This is a genomic window from Novosphingobium sp. BL-S-19 (assembly GCF_055521675.1).
Map to the genome: position 1 here is coordinate 516,524 of NZ_CM145497.1, position 14,579 is coordinate 531,102.

Annotated in this window: 14 protein-coding genes; 9 read left to right on the forward strand and 5 right to left on the reverse strand. The window is 59.6% G+C overall.

The window, feature by feature from the left end; translation table 11 throughout:
- Positions 1-6 precede the first annotated feature (6 nt).
- The 3 genes from ACZ1JV_RS02215 to ACZ1JV_RS02225 are packed head-to-tail and all read right to left on the reverse strand — an operon-like array spanning position 7 to position 3,919.
- Complete coding sequence (locus tag ACZ1JV_RS02215) at positions 7-1,107, reverse strand: aldo/keto reductase (RefSeq protein WP_465149433.1); 1,101 nt, start codon at positions 1,105-1,107, stop codon at positions 7-9.
- Positions 1,104-2,528: an acyl-CoA reductase gene (locus ACZ1JV_RS02220; protein WP_465149434.1), complete on the reverse strand. Its 1,425-nt coding sequence runs from the start codon at positions 2,526-2,528 to the stop codon at positions 1,104-1,106. Before ACZ1JV_RS02220 ends, ACZ1JV_RS02215 begins: the two co-directional genes overlap by 4 nt.
- A 14-nt stretch (positions 2,529-2,542) precedes the next feature.
- The gene (locus ACZ1JV_RS02225; protein ID WP_465149435.1) at positions 2,543-3,919 is read right to left on the reverse strand and encodes a hypothetical protein; all 1,377 of its coding nucleotides are present in this window, start codon (positions 3,917-3,919) and stop codon (positions 2,543-2,545) included.
- A gap of 288 nt (positions 3,920-4,207) precedes the next feature.
- On the opposite strand from ACZ1JV_RS02225, the gene ACZ1JV_RS02230 reads away from it, so the two are divergent.
- The 6 genes from ACZ1JV_RS02230 (at position 4,208) to ACZ1JV_RS02255 (ending at position 8,963) form a co-directional block, all read left to right on the forward strand.
- On the forward strand, positions 4,208-4,582 hold the full coding sequence (locus ACZ1JV_RS02230; protein WP_465149436.1) for a limonene-1,2-epoxide hydrolase family protein: 375 nt from the start codon (positions 4,208-4,210) through the stop codon (positions 4,580-4,582).
- 11 nt (positions 4,583-4,593) lie between these two features.
- On the forward strand, positions 4,594-5,616 hold the full coding sequence (locus ACZ1JV_RS02235; protein WP_465149437.1) for an LLM class flavin-dependent oxidoreductase: 1,023 nt from the start codon (positions 4,594-4,596) through the stop codon (positions 5,614-5,616).
- The gene (locus tag ACZ1JV_RS02240; RefSeq protein WP_465149438.1) at positions 5,609-6,667 is read left to right on the forward strand and encodes a class I SAM-dependent methyltransferase; all 1,059 of its coding nucleotides are present in this window, start codon (positions 5,609-5,611) and stop codon (positions 6,665-6,667) included. Before ACZ1JV_RS02235 ends, ACZ1JV_RS02240 begins: the two co-directional genes overlap by 8 nt.
- Positions 6,668-6,753: 86 nt before the next feature.
- Positions 6,754-7,137 (forward strand): nuclear transport factor 2 family protein, encoded by a 384-nt coding sequence (locus tag ACZ1JV_RS02245; protein ID WP_465149439.1) that lies wholly within the window; start codon positions 6,754-6,756, stop codon positions 7,135-7,137.
- A 128-nt stretch (positions 7,138-7,265) separates the two neighbouring features.
- Entirely contained in the window at positions 7,266-7,646 is a 381-nt protein-coding gene (locus ACZ1JV_RS02250; protein ID WP_465149440.1) for a VOC family protein, read from the forward strand.
- A gap of 102 nt (positions 7,647-7,748) precedes the next feature.
- Complete coding sequence (locus ACZ1JV_RS02255; protein ID WP_465149441.1) at positions 7,749-8,963, forward strand: aromatic ring-hydroxylating oxygenase subunit alpha; 1,215 nt, start codon at positions 7,749-7,751, stop codon at positions 8,961-8,963.
- 159 nt (positions 8,964-9,122) lie between these two features.
- Here the strand turns inward: ACZ1JV_RS02255 and ACZ1JV_RS02260 are convergent, their stop codons facing one another.
- Positions 9,123-10,700, reverse strand: coding sequence for a phytoene desaturase family protein (locus ACZ1JV_RS02260; RefSeq protein WP_465149442.1), 1,578 nt, complete (start codon positions 10,698-10,700; stop codon positions 9,123-9,125).
- Between the two features lie 22 nt (positions 10,701-10,722).
- A complete protein-coding gene (locus ACZ1JV_RS02265; protein WP_465138736.1) occupies positions 10,723-11,559 on the reverse strand; it encodes an SDR family NAD(P)-dependent oxidoreductase in 837 nt (278 codons plus the stop codon).
- Positions 11,560-11,787: 228 nt separating this feature from the next.
- Here ACZ1JV_RS02265 and ACZ1JV_RS02270 point away from each other — a divergent pair, with 228 nt between their 5' ends.
- The 3 genes from ACZ1JV_RS02270 (at position 11,788) to ACZ1JV_RS02280 (ending at position 14,518) form a co-directional block, all read left to right on the forward strand.
- A complete protein-coding gene (locus tag ACZ1JV_RS02270) occupies positions 11,788-12,432 on the forward strand; it encodes a TetR/AcrR family transcriptional regulator (RefSeq protein WP_465149443.1) in 645 nt (214 codons plus the stop codon).
- Positions 12,433-12,592: 160 nt separating this feature from the next.
- Complete coding sequence (locus tag ACZ1JV_RS02275; protein ID WP_465149444.1) at positions 12,593-13,333, forward strand: GntR family transcriptional regulator; 741 nt, start codon at positions 12,593-12,595, stop codon at positions 13,331-13,333.
- Positions 13,334-13,354: 21 nt separating this feature from the next.
- Positions 13,355-14,518: an acyl-CoA dehydrogenase family protein gene (locus tag ACZ1JV_RS02280; RefSeq protein WP_465138733.1), complete on the forward strand. Its 1,164-nt coding sequence runs from the start codon at positions 13,355-13,357 to the stop codon at positions 14,516-14,518.
- Positions 14,519-14,579 lie beyond the last annotated feature (61 nt).

Sequence of the window (14,579 nt, forward strand, 5' to 3'; positions counted from 1 at the left end):
GGACGGCTAATCCGGGCAACCTGAGCCAGCACTCCATCGGCTTGCTCGGGCTCGCACTTTGGTGCCGGCGGTCAATCCGTGGCGAATGAAGTCCGATGCCAGGAAGTCGTGCGGGAAGCCTTTCGGAGTGAAACTGGCCGCTTCCAATCGCTCGAGATGGAGCAGATCCAGCGAAACGGCGAGAGCGGCTACATTGTCCTCATATTGCCGCATCGTTCGTGCACCCAGCAGCGGCGAGACCACGGTCGGGTTCGCCAAAGTCCAAGCGATGGCTGTTTGTGCCGAAGTAGCGCCGACATCGTCGGCAACTGCCTGAACGGCGTCTGCAATGGCCAACGTACGAGCATCCAGCTTGCCCGCAGCCGCCAGCATGGTGCCGCGACCTCCGGTGTCTTGACCCTCTCCGCTGCGCCGAACCGCGTATTTGCCGGACAGCAAGCCGCTGGCAAGAGGAGACCACGGCATCACGCCAATGCCGAGTGCTTCCGCGGCAGGCATGAGATCCCGCTCGGCGGTACGCTCCACAAGATTGTATTCGGCTTGCAACGCTGCGAACTGAGTCCAGCCGCGCAGGTCGGCCATCGTCTGCAATCGCGCCATCTGCCAGGCGGGCGTATCCGACAGACCCAGATAAAGAACCTTGCCCTGGGTCACCAAGTCATCAAAGGCGCGCATGATTTCGTCTGCGGGGGTGCTATCGTCCCAGACATGGAGAAATAACAGATCGATGCGATCGGTGCGAAGTCGGCGCAGGCTCGTCTCAACGGTCTGCATCATGTTGCGCCGGCTGTTTCCGGCAGCATTGGGGTCTCCAACCGATCTCGTCAGGGAGTATTTGGTGGAGAGAACAAGTCTGTTGCGCTTTGCCTCGGCGAATTTACCCGTCAAATCTTCCGAAACGCCGTCAGCGTAATATCCCGCGGTGTCGATGAAATTGCCGCCCTGATCGACGTAGGCATCGAAAATCCGTCGGGATTCCTCTTCGCCAGCGCCCCATTCCTCGCCGAACGTCATTGTACCCAGAGCCAAAGGCGAGACCCGCAATCCCGAGCGGCCAAGCAGCCGGTAGGTGTCGAGGGAAAGCGTTCCTGTATGCATGCGGTTCATGGCTGTGCTGGCTCTCTCTCTGCTTCAGTCACGACCCAATGCATCATACGATGGACGGGCCATCCCCCATCGTGCGGCAGGCCGCCGAACTTTCCGCTATTGATGTTACCAAGGCCGACGATGCGTTGCGCGCCGGCCGACGACAGCCCGTCGCGCAACTGCGTGATGCGGCCGGGCGGATAGACACCGACCGACTGAGTGGCCACGGAGACATGCGAAATAGCCTCTGCCAGGCTGGAGACGGCAACCACGTTGACAAGCTTTCCACCGGGATTGAATGCGACCGGATCGTTTGAACGAACCACCATTCCGGTGCCGTCGGGTTGTCCGAATACACGGTAGATCGGCTCGAGATTGCCGAGCATGTCGAGTTCGTCCAACAATGCCTCGGGAGGACGGGGTCCGCCATTTCCATTCCCATACCGAACATCCTTGGCCATCTCGGCCACGAGTGCCTCACAATAGGAATCGACTTGCGGTAAGGATCCCTCGACAAACTGGAAGCGAGCGCAGCTGCAAGCGTCCTGATTGAAGGCTATGATATCGGCCGCGCTGCGCCGGGCGATCTCGGCTATAGGCATTCCTGCGAAAGCCTCCTTGCCGATCAGCGAAATCGAAATCTTAGGGTCGAAGGATATGATCTCGAAACCGGGAGCTGCATATTTCATTGCATGGCGAACGGCCGCTTCGCCACCCCACACCGCCAGCTTGTCGAAATACTGGGATCTGAAGATGTGCTCCTCGATCGCGGTATCGCCGCCGCGCCAATAGGCCGCCGAGAACGAGCGTGTCACCGGGTGATTGGGCCCGACATCAGCCATCGTGCGCAGAAGTGCCGTGGCAGTGAACATGTCGTTCGAGGGCATCTTCAGCAAATGAACGCCCTTGCTGATAGCCCCGCGCACGATCGTCACTGGCGGCACGATGGGGGCATTCCCGGCAAGGATATGGACCATGCGTGGCGGAAACGCCCGGATGTCGAAGGCTTGGCCCTGGATATCACGTCTAACCCAGCCGTCATTAGCGCCGAGCCAACCGAGAGATTGCTCCGCCTCGGCTTCGACAGCCTCGCGCGCGAAAAACCATCCGATGTCCCTGTAGCAGTTTTCCAGAATCCGCGCGCCAAGACTATTGCAGTGGAGATTGAGGGCTGCCGCTTCCTGTAGATAGGCATTTTTATCGAAATCGAGTGCCTTGCCGACCTCGACGAGGAAATCGACGATTTCCGCCAGCGGCGTTTCGAATGCAGGTCCGGGGTCGCGTCTGGGCCAAATTAGCGCGTCGAGATCCAGTGCAGGGGTCATCACCGGGCTCGCGCTCGCTCGGGAGCGATGCTCGATTGCAGCGTCGAGCTGTACTTCTCCCTTTATGACGTGCGCTATCAGCAGGCTCGGCTCGTTGGACATGCTTTCCGGTCGCATGACTGTATCCTCGTTCAAGCCGCGACAGTCGGGGAAGACGAGATCGACCCGCGGACGTAGGAGTCGATGGATCCCGCGCAGCTGAGTTTGTCCTCGCCCTCTTCGAGATCGGCATAACGAGCTACCGCGTGGATCACCGGTGTCTTAACCCCTTCAAGGCCCGATCCGAACTCCACCTGGACCTTGTCGCCGGAAATCACGCCGCCCCAACGCGCATCGGCGAGGATGTCGAAAAATGCCATACGCCCCTCGACGAGGCCCATGTCACCGGTCGTGCCGAGCAGATGTTCGCCGGACTTGTCGAGAACCAAGGGGACGATCCACGGGGGTACCGCATAAGACTCGGTCGGCTGGATCTTGGCGCATAAGCCGCTCATCTCCACCATTGCATAAGAACTGGTAATCCGGTCGGGCGTGACGCCGAAGAATTGCTGGATTTCTTCCCGGTAGTCTGCTGGGATCGCAGCGCCCTTCGTGCCTCCCCCGAAGCTCATCAGAGTGTCGGGGTGGAAATCTCCGTTCTTTACCCCGCGCTTTCGCAGCGTTTCTACGATCTGCCAGGCAACGCCGTACATTACGCCGATGTAAAGGGGACTGTGCCGGCGGTCTTCCAACAGGTCGATCCAGGTCTCGAACTCGGCTGCACGCTTGATGCGGCGGACCTCGAGTTCGGCTTCGTAGGCTGCGATCTCGCCTGGGCCGATCTTGCCTGCTGCCAACAAACGCCTCAATTGCGCAGGCCTCATGGCATCGAACGCACGGATCGGATCCTCGCTCAATCGGTGCAGTTCGCCGGGCGCTGCCCAGCGAGGAAAGTGGCGGTTGCAGAAATCGATCATCTTATGGGTGCCGCGCTCCGGCATCATTGTGAAGACCGAGCGCGAGTGATCGGCGACGTAGCCGGGCGTGGACAGGTCAGCGGCGTGCAGACAGGCGGTGACGCTGACGTCCCGGTCCTGGTCCGACTGATCCAGAAATGAGGATTTTCCAGACGTTCCGCTCGAGGCAAATACGTGGTGGCCGGCCAAACGTGCGCGGTCCAACCACTCATCGATGTCGCGCACGTCCGACACGTCGATGTTGTCTGTGGGATAGGTTGCGAGCGTGCCAAGCCATAGGTTCATGTGAGCCCATTGCCCGTTGTCGACAAAGGCTTCCGGATAGCTTTTGTAGTTTGTGTGAGCGAAGAGAAGGGGCACAAGATCGGACAGCCCGTCTATGCTGTCGATCCCTGCCTCTCTGGCGCGCTTGTTCAGCACACCGATCTGTCCGCGCCGCTCGGAAAAACGTTCTCGTGCGGCTTCGAGCTGCAGTTCGGCCAACTGTTCCGGGGCGTTGCGGAATGGGTCTGCTGATCGTGCAAGTGCGATCAGTTCGTCGACGGCGCTCATGGTTGCGGCACTCCCGTTCGCTTGTGCCGCAGCACTATAGGAAGAGCTGTGCAGCATGCTGCAACTATGACTTTCAACACGAGGACATAGTGTCGCCGAAGCGACGTCATGTTGCGGCAAATGATTGTGGGGGCAACGAACGGCCAATGCCAGGCACGAGGGATTCCGATCTTCCCAAGGTGATGAAGGCCAGGGCGCCGGCCCTGACGCGGGCTGGCTATCTTTCGGCAGGGGCATTGCCTGCCATCAGTCCCCATGGTGCCCCGATTGCAGATCGGGGAGGCGAATATGGCGGGGCCGTTGCAGGAAGTGCTGGCATTTTTCGATGAAAGCGGCGGCACCGCGCAAGACATGATCTCGGCAATGAGGAAGCGATTCACGTCCGTCACGCGCTGGGAAAATGTTGGCGTGGCGACGACAGTCGGAATCGAGGAAGCGATGGCCTTCGTTGAGCGTTTCCTGGCCCGCATTCCCTTCGAGCGCTGCGAAGTCGTTGTTCACCACGCAGCAGCGCATGGCAACGTCGTCCTCTCGGAGCGCAGCGATATTTTTTACGGAGCAGACGGCGCGGAACTCGTTTCGCTGCGGCTGATGGGCGCACTGGAGATGGACGGGCCGTACATTACGGCGTGGCGCGACTATTTCGACACCAAGGGCTTCTGAAAGGCGATAGCATGGCAAAAGGAAAAGCTGTTTGGGCGCAAATCGCGCCTATGCCCGGTGAGGAGCTGGTCGCATCGGTGCGAAGCTACGAAGCCGCCGGAGTCGAGGGAGTTTGGGCACCCCAAATGTTTGGGGCGCCATTTTCGACCCTCGCGGCCGCCGCGCCTGCGACGCAGAAAATCAAACTCGGGACGGGCATCGCCCTGGCATTCGTGCGCAGCCCGCTTGAGACCGCTTGCAGCGCGGTTGATCTCGATCTGATCAGTGGCGGCCGTGTCGTGCTGGGACTTGGTTCCAGCGCGCAAAGCCAGACAGAAGGATCGTTCGGTTCGACCTATGGAAAGCCGCTTGCACACATGCGCGAAGTTGTTGGCATGATCCGCAAGATCGTGGCGTTCGGTCACACCGGAGAACTGTCACACCTCAAGGGTGATTACCACAGTCTTGACCTTTCGCACTTTCGCCTTCTGCATCCGCCCGTGCGAAGTGAAATTCCGGTCTATCTTCCTGCCGTATTCCAGAAGGCTTGCCTTCAGGCTGCCGAGATTGCCGATGGACTTTTGGGCCACCCTCTGTGGAACGAGGCCTGGATCGAACGCGAGGTCATTCCGAGTATCCGGGCAGGGCTCGACAAATCCGGACGAGAGCGCGGAGATTTTTCACTCAACCTTTCGATCTTCACCGCGATCGATCCGGATCGCAAAGAGGCCATACAGGATTGCCGGGCGACCGTTGCCTATTACAGCCAGTCCCCGCAATATCTGCGCTATTTCGAGGAGATCGGCTTCGGCAAGGAAGCCTCCGCTATCCAGGCGGCATTTGCGCGAGGCGATCTAGCGGCGATGACTGCCGCATGCCCGGACGAGATGGTGGAGAGCATCGCGGTCGTAGGCGACGTAGACGAGGTACGCGCCGGCGTAGCCAGGCGCGCACTGGCGGCAGACGCGATTACGCCCGTAATTCCGCACTATGGCCTCTCGCCGGAAAAGAGCCGGACATACAGCGCGCGGCTGGCGGAGGCTTTCTATGGCTGATCCCGTGCGCCAAGCGATTGCCCCGATGGCAGGAGCAGGTGCTTACAACCGGCATTCCGGTTTGCAGCACGCCAATCTTCATTCGGCGCTTCCTCTCTGGGAGGAGGCAGTGGGAACTGTCACTGCGAATTCCCAGGGCTTGGTTCGGATTGTGGATTACGGCGCCTCGCAAGGGCGCAATTCGCAGCTTCCCATGGGCACAGCCATCGACCTTTTGAGGGCTCACGACGTCCAACGACCACTGGAGATTATTCATACCGATCTCCCATCCAACGATTACTCGTCGTTGTTTGGGCTCCTGGCGACCGAATCGGAGAGCTACCTTGCGGACCGGAGAGATGTATTCCCGATGGCGGTGGGTCGATCTTATTTCGAGCAGATTCTACCCTCCGACAGCGTGGACTTGGGTTGGTCGTCCAACGCCTTGCATTGGCTCAGCCACAACCCCGTGAATGTCGCCGATCACGGCTGGGCCGTATACAGCAGCAGCGTCCGCGCGCGCGAAGTGGTCGATGACGTGCTTGCCCAGGATTTGCTCAATTTCCTGCGGGCCCGGTCGCGGGAATTGCGGGCTGGAGGGCGTCTAGTGTGCCAGTTCATGGGGCGTGGCGGCGACCGACATGGCTTCGAATGGATGGCAGGCCACTTCTGGGCAGCGCTCCTCGAGTTGAGGAGCGAGGGCCTGCTCGATGACAACGATACATTCATGGCGACCTCTCCATCGGCGGGACGTTCCCTGGAGCAATTGAAGGCGCCGTTCGAGCAGGGGCTCCTTCCTGACCTCTCGATAGTGCACGTGTCTTGCGTCCGTTCTCCCGATCCATTCTGGGATTCCTACCGCGAGACCGGGGACGCGGAGGCGTTCGGCTTTCAGTGGTCGTCGATGATGTGCGCGGCGAACGGGCCCAATTTCCTGGCCCAGATAGGCTGCAACAGAGATCCGGAGCGCCTGATGATAGAATTAAGAACAAGGCTTGCCACGCGCCTGGCGGCGGATCCGCAGCAGAGTGTTTCCTATCTCGCACTCCTGTCGATCCGAAAAGGGAGCTAGCCAGGGGGAATGGACGATCAACGAAAGTCGTATCGGAACGTGTAGATTTGCGAACGGCACTTTGATGAAGGCAGCGGAGAAAAGCGGTGAGCGATATCGAGAAAAACAAGGCAATTGCACGGCGCTATATGCGGGCCGTGGAGGAAGGGGATCTCGAGACAATCGAGGCTTTGCAGCACCCCGATTGCCGATGGTGGATATTGGGCCATGGTGACATGACGCGTGCGGATTTCATCGCCAGCGTGAAGGGCGGATTGCTGTCGGCTGAGCGGCGCACGGCGAACGTTGTCGGAATCACCGCCGAAGGTGAGCGGGTTGCCGTGGAAGTGAGCGGCGAGATGGTCTTTCCGGACCGGGTCTATCGCAACGAGTACCATAACCTTTTGATCATCCGAGACGGTCAGATCGTTTCGGGCAAGGAGTACATGGATACACGCGCGGTGGCTGAGGCTTTTTCGGCCGGCGCTTGAACGCGTCAATAATTTGCTGCTCGAGCCAGAGTGCATTTGGGATGGCCTGATGCCCACAAGCAGCCCCATCAACTGCATCGGACGGCAAATCGAGATCGCCTGCTTGAGTTGTTTTTTTGGGAAAGAAAATGGGCATTTTTACCCACGCGTGCCTCGGCACAAACGACTTGCAGCCGGCTGCCTGCTTCTATGATGCTGCGCTGCTGCCGCTCAGTATTGCCAATTTGGGTCCGTTTCAGGAACAAGGTCTCGGCTACGGGCGCACTGTTCCGGAATTGCTCATTCTGCACCCCCTGAAAGGCTGCGCGACTTCGTCAAATGGCGCGACCTTGGGATTTAAGGCGCCCAGCAGGCTTGCAGTCGACCAGTTTCATGCGGCCGGATTGGCGGCAGGTGGAACCGATGCAGGGGAGCCGGGACGGCGGCATGCGGTCCCCCACGCCTATGGCGCCTATTTGCTCGATCCCGACGGTAACAAGATCTGTGCCTATTGCTTCGATCCGTACTGATCGGATTTCCGCCACTGAACCCTATCGGATTGCAGGTTCGCTTTCGCACCACCCCGTCATCCTGCCCGCATCGGGAGACGAGAAGACCAAGGAGGACAGCCCATGCATGAAGCTGCATTGCAATTGCTCAAGCGGACGATGGACGATCAGTTGACCCGGACCGAACACCCGAGCGACTTTCCTGCCTTGCCGCCCATTCCGGTTGGACGCTACACCGATCCCCGGTTTGCGGCCCTCGAGAAAGAAGGGCTGTGGGATCGGGCGTGGTTGCTCGCCGGCATAGCTTCGGAGCTGCCAGAGCCAGGATCTTACCGACTCTTTCGCCACCTCGATCGATCCGTGATCCTTTCCCGAGGAAAGGACGATCGGATTCGCGCATTCCACAACACCTGTAGGCACCGAGGTTCGCCCCTCTTGCTTGAGGAGGAAGGACGAGCCTCGCGGTTCGTCTGTCCGTACCACTCCTGGAGTTACGCGCTGGACGGCGCCTTGAAGGCGGTGCCCAGTCAACACGATTTTGCCTGTTTCGAAAAGTCGGACCACGGCTTGGCAGAGGTGCGCTGCGAAACCTATCGCGGCTTCGTCTTCATCAATTTTGATGACGCGGCGGGCCCTTTGCGCGAGTTTCTAGGGGAATTTGTTGCCTTGACCGAAGGCTATCCTCTCGAGCGCATGGTTGTGAAAGACCGGTTCACGGTCGAAATGGAGTGCAACTGGAAAATCGCCTATCACAACTTCCTCGAAATCTATCACGTCAATACTGTTCATCCAAAGACGCTTGCGCCGCACCTCGACTCCCGCAGTTTCGTGATAGCGCTTTACGATGGTGGCCATATGCGTTTTGGCACGCGCAAAAAAGGCGGCGTTTCGCTCTTCGAAAAACCCCCCGTCCAACCTGACGATATTGCAGACGTCTTTCTCGAGAACACGGTCGCATTGCCGACGTTTCCGAACACGTTTTTCTCGCTCGATCCCGTGGGCTTCAATCTGCAATGCTTCTGGCCGGCCGGCCAGAACAAGTCGGTCATGGAAGTGCGCCAGATGGGATGGGCAACGGATGACGATGCCGACAGGGAATACTGGAGCGGAATGCGAACGGCGACCGAACACATCCTGTCAGAGGACCTCTGCCTATTCTCCAATATACAGCAATCGCTGCGCAACGGTGCGTTGACGTCGATCGTCACCGGTTATCAGGAGCGGGCGCTCTATTGGTTCGAGGAGGAGATCGACCGCCGGATAGGCCCCGATCGCGTGCCGCAAGACCTTCAGGTGAAGCCGAGGTTGGCCTCCTACTCCGCGCCCCATAGCGAATGAATAGGCCGACTGCGGGCTATGAGATCGTTGAGGTGCTCGCACAAATCATACCGCCAATGCGCGGCGTGACGATATGATGGTGTGCATGATGCGAGTCTAGTTGGTCACCGGTGGCGAAGTTACCTGCGATTGCTCGGGGTGACCCCGTTGGTACAGGAGCTACTTTGTTTTTTTCACAGCTCGCAGTGCGCGGTTGGCAGCGATCCTTCCTGCAATGCCGGACACACCGCCGCCGGGATGAGCGCCGGCACCTCCGATAAGAAAGCCGGGAAATGGCGGCCGGGGGCCGCCAAAACCGGAAGCCGGACGGTGCACCCCCGATCGCAGGGCACCGAAATCTATGTGGGTGACGCACCCATTGCTGACGTTGAGCCGCTTTTCTCGTTCGCGCGCCGTTTCCACGAAGCGCCCGACCTCTGTGTCGAGCCCGTCGTAGAACTCGCCAAGATGGCTTATGATCGAGGCCATCGTTCGGTCCTTCAACTCCGCGCTCCAGCCCTCGCGCGCATCCACAGCAACACCGGGCAAGTAGATGTAGGCCAGCGAACCGCCCGCCGGAGCCTGCGAAGGATCGGTATTGGACAGCGGGCTGAGGGACATCGCGTGACGATCGGGTATGTCGCCCCGCCGCGCCATGGCAAATGACCGCCGCACTTCTTCGGGCGTTCCGATGAGTCCCACCGCCTTGTCGAGGTCGGCGTCGTCATGCCGCATGTCCTGATGCCGCTTGAGCCGCAGCGGCCCGGACATAGCGATATTGGCCAGAAACGGCGCGGCATTGGAGCGGTTCGACGGGGCATGCTCGATGCGTTGAAACAATGTGCGCGAAACGCCACCTGGGGTCGTCAGGCGCATTGCCGTTCTGGGGTCGCACGTCGCGATCACCATCTTGGCGCGTATGATTCGGCCATTTTCCAGTCGCACGCCCTTGGCCGCCCCGTCGTCGACGATAATTTCCGCAACCGGCGCATTGAGCTCGATTGTGGCGCCCGATGCTTCGATACTGCGAGCAAGCGCGTCCGAAAAGGACTGGAGGCTGCCGATGGGTTTACCGGTGCCATATTTGTGCGTGACGGCGAAGATCATGTATGCAGCAGCATTTCCGTCGTCATCGATGGGACCGGCGCCCGCGGCGATTCCCAGCAACAGCGCGATTGTTGCGGGGTCTTCGAACCTTTCGCAGGCGATCTGGTCGGCGGTCGCCTTGGACATCGCCACCAGTTCGTCTTTCAGCCGGACGTTGCGGACCGCGCTTTTGATCACCTTCGACATATTCCGCACGTCGGGCCGTCCGGGCTCGGCCATCATCATGGGAAATCCAATATCCATCATGACGTTCAACGTCTTCATGAAATCCAGATAGGCCTTGCCGTCGTTGCGGTTGATACGGGCGATGTCTTCCGCCGTGCGGCGATAGTCATAGAAGAGGGCGATAGAGCTGCCATCGGGATGGAGGTAGGCGTAAGTGGGGTCGGGATCGACAGTCCGTAAGCCGTACTTATGGAGATCGAAGTCCTCGATGATGCCAGATTTGCGCGCAAACAGTAGTTCCACGGCGCAGGGCGTTACCAAGTGCTCAGGCGCTTCCGGAATCATGTAGCCCGAGCTCGTCATCCCGCCCACTTTCGCAAGGCGCTCGACGACGACGACTTTCTTGCCCGCCCGCGCCAGATAGCCTGCGGCCGCCATGCCGTTGTGGCCGGCTCCTATAACGACGACGTCGACCTCCTCCATCATCTCCTGCTATCCCCCTAACAAATCAGCCATTCGCCGCAGCCGTGTACGCCTTGCCCCATTCGGCGAGGGCAAGAAGGCGCGTCTTTCGGTCTGCCTGAATGCGCGGGATCTGCGCCTCATCCGGACCATCGGGTACGATCACAAGGGGTTCCTTGCCCAGACTTGCGAGAGCCAGTGCACAGACGTTTGCGGGATCGTAGGCGGTCGAATAGTCCATCCCAAGCCCTTCGGTCGCCCGGCGAAGGGTCGGAGTGTCCATGATCGGAGCGGCTATTGCGAGGATATCTACGCCTTGTCCGTCGAGCTCTGCCCAAAGCGATTCCACAAAATTCAACTCGAAAGCCTTCGTCGCTGAGTACATGGTCAGCCAGGGCTGGCCGCCAAGACCGGCTCCCGAAGACATGACTATGATCCCCCCGCTGCGCCGCTTGACGAGTCTGTTGCCGAAGCCATGGACGGCTTCGACGACATTGGCGGCGTTCATGGTCAGAAGGCTGAGCGCTCGATCGACAGGTTCTCCAAGGAAACTGTTGCCAGCCCCGTCGGCTCCGGCGTTCGAAACGAAGAGTCCGATATCGAGATCACGTGTCTCTTCGACGAGCCGGGAGCCCGTTCCCGATTGCGTGAGATCGGCAACCACCGAGCGAAACGCAATCCCGTACAAACCGGCGAGCCGTTCGCCCAGTTGATCCAGGGCCTCCTTGCGGCGGGAAACGAGGACCAAGTTGATGCCCATCGCCGCAAGTTGTTCTGCATAGCTTGCGCCTGTTCCTTCCGAGGCCCCGGCGATCACCGCCCAAGGGCCGTAACGGCGTGCAAATTCGGCGTGATCAAGCGGAGGAAGCTCTACTGTTCGCATGCTGGAATGATCCTTGCCCGGGTAACGCGCGTCGGTTTGTTTAATTGCGCGGATGGCGCCTGTTACAAGCTGACGGGGAATCTCCGTCCTATCCGGAGGCAGGGAGCATCCTTGTTGATGCAAAGGATTAGGATAATTCAAGCGGGTTGATGTTCCAAAACATCGGAAAACTACCATTCCATCCACGTTGATATGGATTCTTGCGGCAAAGGTGTTAATCCTTTCCCGGTGGAAACAGCCTCGCCTCAACGACGTGTACGAATACTCCGGCGAGCAACTGAAATTTTCCTCGACCGCGGTTATGCCGGTGCGACGATCGACGACATCGCGCACGCTGCCGGCGTAGGGAAAGTTGCGATCTATCAGCTATTTGGTGACAAGGTAGAATTGTTCGCCGAGTGCATGATCGACGCTGCCAAAAACGCATCGGAAGGCGCCCGATCTGTGCTGCGCTGTGATGAACCGGTTCGTGACGTACTTGTCGCGTTCGCCGAGCAGCACATTCGCCAGATGCTCCGGCCGGTCTTCGGCGCCAGGCCGTTCTACGAATTTATTCGGGTGCTCCTGAGCGCTTCGATCACACATCCCGATATCAGTGGAAGATGCCTCGCTATCCTTCGGACCGAGGAGGCCGCCCGGCTGAACGACTACTTCCAAGCGATGATTGATCGGGAGACGTTGGCAGGGGGCGATGCAGATTTTCTCGCGCGCCAATTCATGCAAACGATCTTCTTCACCAATGTGGTCATTCTGGAGCCCGCAAGCGTAGAGTGTTACAGCAATCCGCGCGCTTCCGCGGAAAATGCGGTTGACCTGTTTTTGAACGGATGTGCGCGAGGCGCTCTGCGATGTCTGGCGGTTGCTTCAGATTGACGTGATCGATTCTGAATTCTCGTCGTGGCATCATCTCCCGCCAAGCCCTGATCTGCTTGCATCATGACGATGCCAAGCTGGCCGCTTGACACCAATCCATGAGAGGCACCCTATCCTTGGAAAGGCGCGAAGATGCAGGGGCACCGCAATTCTATAGAATATGGAATTGGATCGCCGCCTCCCTTCGTCAGACGTGCCTTCCGGCCCGAGCCTGTTCGGCACGGAGCCGGTCAGTACGCCGCTGACCCGCCGCCAAGCCGTTCTTGAGCGCCTTCGCAGCAACATCGTCTCAGGAGCATTGCCCCCCGGTACGCTGCTGCGCGAAACGAGTTTGGCGGCGCATCTGGAGGTCAGCGCCACGCCGGTTCGCGAGGCACTTGGCACGCTAGAGGCCGAAGGGCTGGTCGAGATTGAAGTGCACCGCCTGAAACGGGTTGCGCGCATTGACTTTCGCGGCATGCGGGACCTGCTTCGCGTTCAGTCCGAGCTTTGGCGGCTTGGCTACATATGGGGCATGCCACATGTTGGGGCAGGGCAGGTAGCTCAACTCGAGCACGCACTTGCGCGCTACCGCACGTGTTTGGCGAGCGATGATTCCGCAGGCGCCCTCACTGCTGGGCTGGATTTCCATACGATCTTCATAGCGGCGTCGAGGAATCGGGAGCTGCTGCGCTCAACGCTCGACCGTAGAGCCCTGATTGCAAGGTTTGTCCTGCTGCACGGTCTTCAAACGATTTGCCCGCTCGGGCTTTCCCAGCATGAAGCGATCCTTGCAGCCTTCCTGGCGAACGACCGCTCCGCAGTGCTCGCCGGAGTCGACCGCATCGCCACTCGCCTGATCGCGCTGGCCGTCCAGGGGTGCGAGCCGTCAGACGACGTTGCTGAAAATCAGAAAATATAACTTACGAAAGAGATACCTGAGATGGATTTCGAACTCGAGGACGAATACCGTTCCTTCCGCGACACTGTGCATCGCTGGGTCGAAAACGAGGTGCCCAAGGAGTGGTCGCGAGCGCTCGAGAAGGACGAGCATGCCTACCCCTATGCCCTTTGGGACAAGCTGACTGAGGCGGGCTTTCACGGCGTCGGCATTCCCGAGGAATACGGCGGGCAGGGCGGCGACGTGGTAATGCAGATGCTGCTGGCCCGCGAACTGGCGCGTTCCCTGGGTGGACTGGCATGGATCTGGGGGATCACCAGTTTTGCTGGGGGGAAGTCGATCGGTCTCTACGGATCTGCCGAGCAGAAGGAGAAGTATCTGCCGCTGATCGCTTCCGGTCAGCTCAAGGCCGCCATCGCATTCACGGAACCGGGGGGCGGTACCGACCTGCTTGGCGCGATGACGACAACGGCCGAACGCGTCGATGGCGGCTGGAAGCTCAACGGCGAGAAAACCTGGTCCTCATCTGCGCATGTTGCCGACTATCTTCTGGTGATTGGCCGAAGTGACAGGAATCCGGAGAAAAAGCATCAGGGACTGACTCTTTTCTGGGTTCCCGCCAAGACTGCCGGAGTGACGATAACCCCGCTCGCCAAGCTCGGCATGCGATCGATGGGGAGCTGCTCGATCCATTTCGAAGATGCTTTCGTCGCAGACGAACAAGTGCTCGGCGAGCCGGACAAGGCCTGGTACATGTTGCTGCCCACGCTCAACAACGAGCGGATCATGGTCGGCGCGTTCTGCCTGGGCGTCATCGACGGCGTTCTGGAAGACGCTGTCGCCTACATGCAGCAGCGCAAGGCATTCGGCGGGATCATCGGTCGTTTCCAGAGCCTGCAGCACTATGTGGCGGATATCGCCACGATGCAGAAGACCACCGAACTCATGCTGCATTTCTGCGCCGACAAGCAGAGCCGAGGCGAAGACGTGGGCGTTGAAGCGAACATGCTGAAACTCATCGCGTCGGAAAATGCCAACGCGGCTGCAGATCTCGGCATCCAGATCCTGGGCGGCATGGGCTACTCCGCAGAGACCGACATGCAGCGTTACTGGCGGGACAGCCGTCTCTGGCGGATCGGCCCGATCACCAACGAGATGGTGCGAAACGGCATCGCGGAGAGCCTCGGGTTGCCCCGATCCTTCTAAGCGACAGGTGCAGGAATGACAGGCCCCGGAAAATGGGGCGGGACCAACCACAGGGAGTGTG